The sequence below is a fragment of the Cobetia sp. 2AS genome, assembly GCF_029846355.1.
GTDB lineage: Bacteria > Pseudomonadota > Gammaproteobacteria > Pseudomonadales > Halomonadaceae > Cobetia > Cobetia amphilecti.
Map to the genome: position 1 here is coordinate 345,628 of NZ_JARWKQ010000005.1, position 6,136 is coordinate 351,763.

The following is a 6,136-nucleotide window of genomic DNA, read 5'->3' on the forward strand; positions in this document are numbered from 1 at the left end:
CAAGCTCGAGAGCCTTGCGTGAGCGTTGGGCTTGCATCAGCGAGCGTTGGATTCAGTGGACGTGGGAATAGTCACGTGCGCCGAAGATGGCAGTGCCGAGGCGTACCAGTGTCGCACCTTCGGCGACGGCGGCCTCAAGATCCGCGCTCATGCCCATCGAGAGCGTATCGAGCCGAGCCTGCGGGTAGCTGGCGGCAGGGAAGCGCGTCTGCAGTTGCTCCAGCAGCTCGCGCAGCTGGCGGAAGGGCGCACGGCGCTCGGTCTCACTGGCATCGGCGGCGCAGGGGGCCGGAATCGCCATCAGGCCGCGCAGACGCAGTCCGGGCAGCGCGATCACCGTCTCGGCCAGCGCCAGCAGTTCCTGCGGTGCCACGCCAGCCTTGGAGGTTTCGCCGGAGATATTGACCTGCAGGCAGACATCGAGCGCGCCAAGCTCATCGGGGCGCTGCTCACTCAGGCGGCGTGCGATCTTCTCGCGTTCCACGGTATGCACCCAGGCGAAGTGCTCGGCAATGGCGCGCGTCTTGTTGGACTGGATGGGGCCGATGAAATGCCATTCGATATCGGTGAGGTCCGACAGCGCCTGCTGCTTGTCCAGCGCTTCCTGCAGGTAGTTCTCGCCGAAGGCCCGCTGGCCGGATTGCCAGGCTGCGCGCACCAGCGTGGCGGGTTTGGTCTTGCTGACGGCCAGCACTTGCGCCGAATCAGCGTTGCGTTTACTTGTCTGCAATGCCTTTTCCAGCCGCGCGCGGGCCTCTAGGATACACTGGGTAACACAAGCTTCGTCGTCGGGGACTGCGGTCATGCGGCTCGGCTCCAGAATTTGCGGAACAACCTGGCGATGGCTGGCACGGTATCAGGCGTGTCATCAATAGCATGAGCGTGACAGGCCTGGTGACATGGTGCCCATCGCACTATCTACTGAAGAGCCACTTCACACTTTCACCAGAGTACACAAGACTCGTTGGTACAAGAGCTTCGGTCTTCGCGAGGGAACTGCATGGATATTACCGAACTGCTGGCTTTTTCGGCAAAACAGAACGCGTCGGATCTTCACCTGTCCGCTGGTTTGCCACCGATGATTCGTGTCGACGGTGATGTGCGGCGCATCAATGTACCGTCAATGGATGACAAGCAGGTGCGCGCGCTGATCTACGAGATCATGAACGACAAGCAGCGCCGTGACTTCGAGGAATTCCTCGAGACCGATTTCTCCTTCGAGGTGCCGGGCGTCTCGCGCTTTCGTGTCAACGCCTTCCATCAGGGGCGTGGCGCGGGGGCCGTCTTCCGTACCATCCCCTCGGAAGTGCTGACGATGGAGGATCTGGGGCTCGGTGAAGCCTTCCGCAAGATGTGCATGCTGCCGCGCGGCCTGATTCTTGTCACCGGGCCGACCGGCTCCGGTAAATCCACCACGCTGGCGGCGATGGTCGATTACATCAACGAGAACAAGTACGACCACATCCTCACCATCGAGGACCCGGTGGAATTCGTGCACCAGTCCAAGCGGTGTCTGGTCAACCAGCGTGAAGTGCACCGTGATACCCACGGCTTCGCGCCCGCGCTGCGTTCGGCGCTGCGTGAAGACCCGGATGTCATTCTGGTCGGCGAGCTGCGAGATCTCGAGACCATCCGTCTGGCACTGACCGCGGCCGAGACGGGCCACCTGGTGTTCGGCACCCTGCACACCACCTCCGCGACCAAGACCGTCGACCGTATCATCGACGTCTTCCCCGGCGAGGAGAAGTCAATGGTGCGCTCGATGCTGTCCGAGTCCCTGCAGGGCGTCATCGCCCAGACACTGCTCAAGAAAATTGGCGGTGGCCGGGTGGCGGCTCACGAGATCATGATCGCGACGCCTGCCATTCGTAACTTGATCCGCGAGGACAAGGTGGCGCAGATGTATTCCTCCATCCAGACCGGTGGCGCTCTGGGCATGCAGACACTGGATGCAGCGCTGACGCGTCTGTTGGCGGAAGGTCTGGTGACCAATGAAGATGCTCAGGCGAAAGCCAAGGGCTTGTTGAGCTGAATTCGCCAGGAGGGCCGACAATCACGTTGCAGGTAGGTGGGGCAGGGGCCGGAACACGTCAACTTTTCAGGTTCATGGGACGGCATTTCAGCGCGAGGCCTTGGGCGCGACTCTCAAGGCGCATACCGGGATACAACTCATGACTCCTCATGAATGGCTGCATGAACTTCTGCAGTTGATGGTCAGCAAGGGCAGCTCGGACCTGTTCATCTCCACCGGCACACCGCCGCAGATGAAGGTCAATGGCCGCATGGTGGCGCTGGGTGACAAGAAGCTGAGTGTCGATCAGGTCAGAGAGCTGGTGCTCGCACCGATGAGTGACATGCAGCGCGAGCGCTTCGAGGAAGAGCGCGAGGCCAACTTCGCGCATAGCTTGCCGGGAGTCGGGCGCTTCAGGATCAGCGCCTTCTACCAGCGTAGCCAGATGGGCATGGTGATTCGCCGCATCCAGCTGTCGATTCCCAGCCTGGAAGAGTTGCGGTTGCCGGAGATCATCAAGGGGCTTTCCGAGACCAAGCGTGGTCTGGTGATCTTCGTCGGCGGCACCGGCGCCGGCAAGTCGACCTCGCTGGCGGCGATGATCCAGCACCGCAACCAGACCTCGAGCGGGCATATCATCTGCATCGAAGACCCGATCGAGTATATCCACCCTCACCAGCGCTCCATCGTGACGCAGCGTGAAGTGGGGATCGATACCGAGTCCTTCGAGGTGGCGCTGCGCAATACGCTGCGTCAGGCGCCGGACGTGATCATGATCGGCGAGATCCGCTCGCGTGAGACCATGGAGCACGCGCTGACCTTCGCCGAGACCGGTCACCTGTGTCTTGCGACGTTGCATGCCAACAATGCCAACCAGGCGCTGGACCGCATCATCCATTTTTTCCCGGAGGAGCGTCATGAGCAGGTGTGGATGGATCTGTCGCTGAACCTCAAGGGGATCGTTGCCCAGCAGCTGTTGCCTCACAAGAGTGGCAACACCACCCAGCGCGTGCCGGCCATTGAGGTGATGCTGCGTTCGCCGCTGATCGTCGATCTGATCCGCAAGGGCGCGGTGGTCGAGATCAAGGACGTCATGAAGCGCTCGCAGCAGCAGGGCATGATGACCTTCGATCAATCGCTGTACGCCTTGCATCAGCAGGGCTTGATCACCGAGGAAGTGGCATTGGCGCATGCCGATTCCGCCAATGACCTGCGTCTGATGATCAAGTTCGGTGATTCCGACAGTGCCCAGGAAGCCCAGCTGGATGTCCTGAATGCCGCCAGTCGCTTCTCGCTGCAAGGGGATGACGACTGAGGCGTGTCGGTGATGTTGGCGTAGAGATCGGCCAATCAAGAGCCGCCCTTCTTCTGAGGAAGAGGGCGGCTTTTTCGTATTCGATGAGGGTCAGCGAGCGTAGAGGCCGCCCAATACTCTCGGGCCGCTCGCGCCGGTCACGCTGGGCAGGTTGCCGGGGCGCTCCAGTACTCTGCGCGCCGCGAGCCAGGCAAAGGCGCTGGCTTCGAGCAGGTCTGCGTTCCAGCCCATATCAGCGCATGACACGAGGGGCGTCGCTTGCTCGCCTTGCGCCAGGCGCTGCTCCAGCTGCGCGAGCAGGGCGCCATTGCGTGCCCCGCCACCACAGGGAGTCAGCGCGGCCAGTGACACGCCGGTCTGCTCCAGTGCCTGCACGATGCTCTCGACAGTCAGGCTCAGGAGCGTGGCCTGCACGTCGGCCGGTGACTCGTCGCCGGTCAGGTGCTGTGCCAACCAGTCGAGATGGAAGTCTTCGCGGCCAGTGCTCTTGGGGAGGGGGCGGCGGAAATAATCGGCCGACAGCAATCTCTCGAGCAAGTCAGGGATCACCTTGCCGCTGGCGGCCCATTGACCGTCCTGATCCACCGCGGTGCCACGATGACGGGCATGCCAGGCATCCAGCAGGCAGTTGGCGGGGCCGGTATCGAAGCCGATGACGTCAGCCGTGGAGTCCTGAGGGGGAAGTAGCGTCAGATTGGCGATGCCGCCCAGGTTGAGCAGCCCATGCCATTGGTCTGGCTGACTGAAAAGGGCAGCGTGGAAGGCGGGCGCCAGCGGGGCCGCCTGACCGCCGGCGGCCAGATCACGGCGCCGGAAGTCAGCGACGACGGGAATGCCGCACAGCTCGGCCAGCAGGCTGGGGTTATCGAGCTGCAGGGTGTAGGGCGTGTGGCATGGCCGGTCGCTGAAACCGTAGGGGCGATGCTCGATGGTCTGGCCATGGCTGCCGATGGCTGCGACATCATCTGCACTCAGCTGCTGGCGGGTCAGCAAGCGCGTCACTGCGCTGGCGGCCAGTTCGGCCAACGCCTGCTCGGCGGCGGCGAGATCGGCGAAGCATGCCTCATCGCAATGCATCAGCTGCCAGAGACGAGTCCGCAGTGTCTCGGGCAGCGGCAGGTCGAGCCCATCAATGAAGCGAATCCGTTCGTGGTCTGGCGAGGAGGGGGTGATATCGAGCAAGGCGATATCGAGTCCGTCCAGGCTGGTGCCGGTCATCAAGCCAAGGTAGAGCGCCATTGGGGGTCTCCCGATCATTGGGGGCGTGCAACAGTGGGGGTGAAGCTTGTGAGCACGCCGCTCTGCGGCAGGGGGTGCATGCCATGCTCGTCATGCTAACATTCTCGGCCAACATGCCCCGTTACGAGGGGAGCAGCAACGGTCAGAGAGGGCAGGATGAGCGACAAGTCAGTAGTGGAAGCGCTGGAGATCATCAAGCGCGGTACCGATGAGGTGCTGGTCGAGGAAGAGCTGATCAAGAAGCTCGAGTCCGGGCGCAAGCTCAAGGTCAAGGCCGGCTTTGATCCGACGGCGCCGGACCTGCACCTCGGTCATACGGTGCTGATCAACAAGCTGCGCCAGCTGCAGGACCTCGGTCACGAGATCATCTTCCTGATCGGTGATTTCACCGGCCGCATCGGCGACCCCACCGGCAAGAGCGTGACGCGCAAGCCGCTGACCGAAGAGGATGTGAAGGCCAACGCCCTGACGTATCAGGAGCAGGTTTTCAAGATCCTCGACGAGGAGAAGACGCGCATCGCCTTCAACTCCGAATGGATCAACAAGCTCTCCGCGGGTGACATGATCGAGCTGGCGGCCTCCAGTACGGTCGCGCGCATGCTCGAGCGTGACGATTTCGACAAGCGCTATACCGGCAATCAGCCGATCTCCATCCATGAGTTCCTCTACCCGCTGATCCAGGGGTATGACTCCGTGGCACTGGAAGCGGACATCGAGCTTGGCGGTACCGATCAGAAGTTCAATCTGCTGATGGGGCGTGAGCTGCAGCGCCAGCGCGGCCAGGAGCCGCAGGTCGTGATCACCATGCCGATTCTCGAGGGCCTGGATGGCGTGCAGAAGATGTCCAAGTCGCTGGGCAACTACATCGGCATTAACGACCGCCCGGGCGAGATGTTCAACAAGATCGTCTCCATGCCGGATTCGCTGATGTGGCGTTACTTCGAGCTGCTGTCGCTGCGTCCTCTCGATGAAGTGAAGGCGCTGATGGCCAGCATCGACGACGGTGCCAACCCGCGTGATATCAAGATGGAGCTGGCGCGTGAGCTGGTGGCACGCTTCCACGATGAAGAGGCGGCGGCGACGGCACACCTTTCCAGCGGCAATCAGCTGGCCGACGGCGAGTTGCCGGCGGACATGCCGGATGTCACCGTCAGCCTGGAAGGCGCCGAGGTGGCGCCGATCGCGGCGGTCATCAACCGCGCGGGCCTGGCCAACAACAGCGCTCAGGCCAAGGACATGCTCAAGAATGGTCGCGTGAAAGTGGATGGCGAAGTGGTCGAGCCTTCCTATATGGCACCTTTCGATACTGCCATCGTCATCCAGGCGGGCAAGAAGCGCTACGCACGAGTGACCGTGACGCGCTGAGGTACTGAGGGATACTGAAAGGTATTGAGAAGACTCTGGCGTATGTCGCCACCTGTTCGGCCCCACCAGGCATGGTGGGGCCGAACGCGTTGTGAGCGCCTGACATCATTGCGGCGAGATTCTCTCAAGAAAGCCCTTGCCCTCACGGCGGTTCGTGCGTAAAGTACGCATCCGCTGCCGGGGACGCATGGCGTTACCAGCGGTGA

General features: G+C 62.2%; 5 protein-coding genes. 3 read left to right on the top strand and 2 right to left on the bottom strand.

Going from position 1 to position 6,136, the window contains the following annotated elements:
• Positions 1 to 52 precede the first annotated feature (52 nt).
• A complete protein-coding gene (locus QD356_RS14840; protein WP_192839098.1) occupies positions 53 to 805 on the bottom strand; it encodes a YggS family pyridoxal phosphate-dependent enzyme in 753 nt (250 codons plus the stop codon).
• Between the two features lie 195 nt (positions 806 to 1,000).
• Between QD356_RS14840 and QD356_RS14845 the strand changes: the two genes are divergently transcribed.
• Together QD356_RS14845 and QD356_RS14850 are read left to right on the top strand one after the other, a co-directional pair.
• Positions 1,001 to 2,032, top strand: a complete 1,032-nt coding sequence (locus QD356_RS14845; protein ID WP_043333445.1) for a type IV pilus twitching motility protein PilT — start codon at positions 1,001 to 1,003, stop codon at positions 2,030 to 2,032.
• A 139-nt stretch (positions 2,033 to 2,171) separates the two neighbouring features.
• Positions 2,172 to 3,326, top strand: a complete 1,155-nt coding sequence (locus QD356_RS14850; protein ID WP_043333447.1) for a PilT/PilU family type 4a pilus ATPase — start codon at positions 2,172 to 2,174, stop codon at positions 3,324 to 3,326.
• A 90-nt stretch (positions 3,327 to 3,416) separates the two neighbouring features.
• Here QD356_RS14850 and QD356_RS14855 read toward each other — a convergent pair whose 3' ends face one another.
• Positions 3,417 to 4,565 carry an anhydro-N-acetylmuramic acid kinase gene (locus QD356_RS14855; RefSeq protein ID WP_192839099.1) on the bottom strand — a complete coding sequence of 383 codons (1,149 nt, stop codon included), beginning with the start codon at positions 4,563 to 4,565 and terminating at the stop codon, positions 3,417 to 3,419.
• Positions 4,566 to 4,721: 156 nt separating this feature from the next.
• Here QD356_RS14855 and tyrS point away from each other — a divergent pair, with 156 nt between their 5' ends.
• On the top strand, positions 4,722 to 5,930 hold the full coding sequence (gene tyrS, locus QD356_RS14860; protein ID WP_192839100.1) for a tyrosine--tRNA ligase: 1,209 nt from the start codon (positions 4,722 to 4,724) through the stop codon (positions 5,928 to 5,930).
• The last annotated feature ends 206 nt before the right edge of the window (positions 5,931 to 6,136 follow it).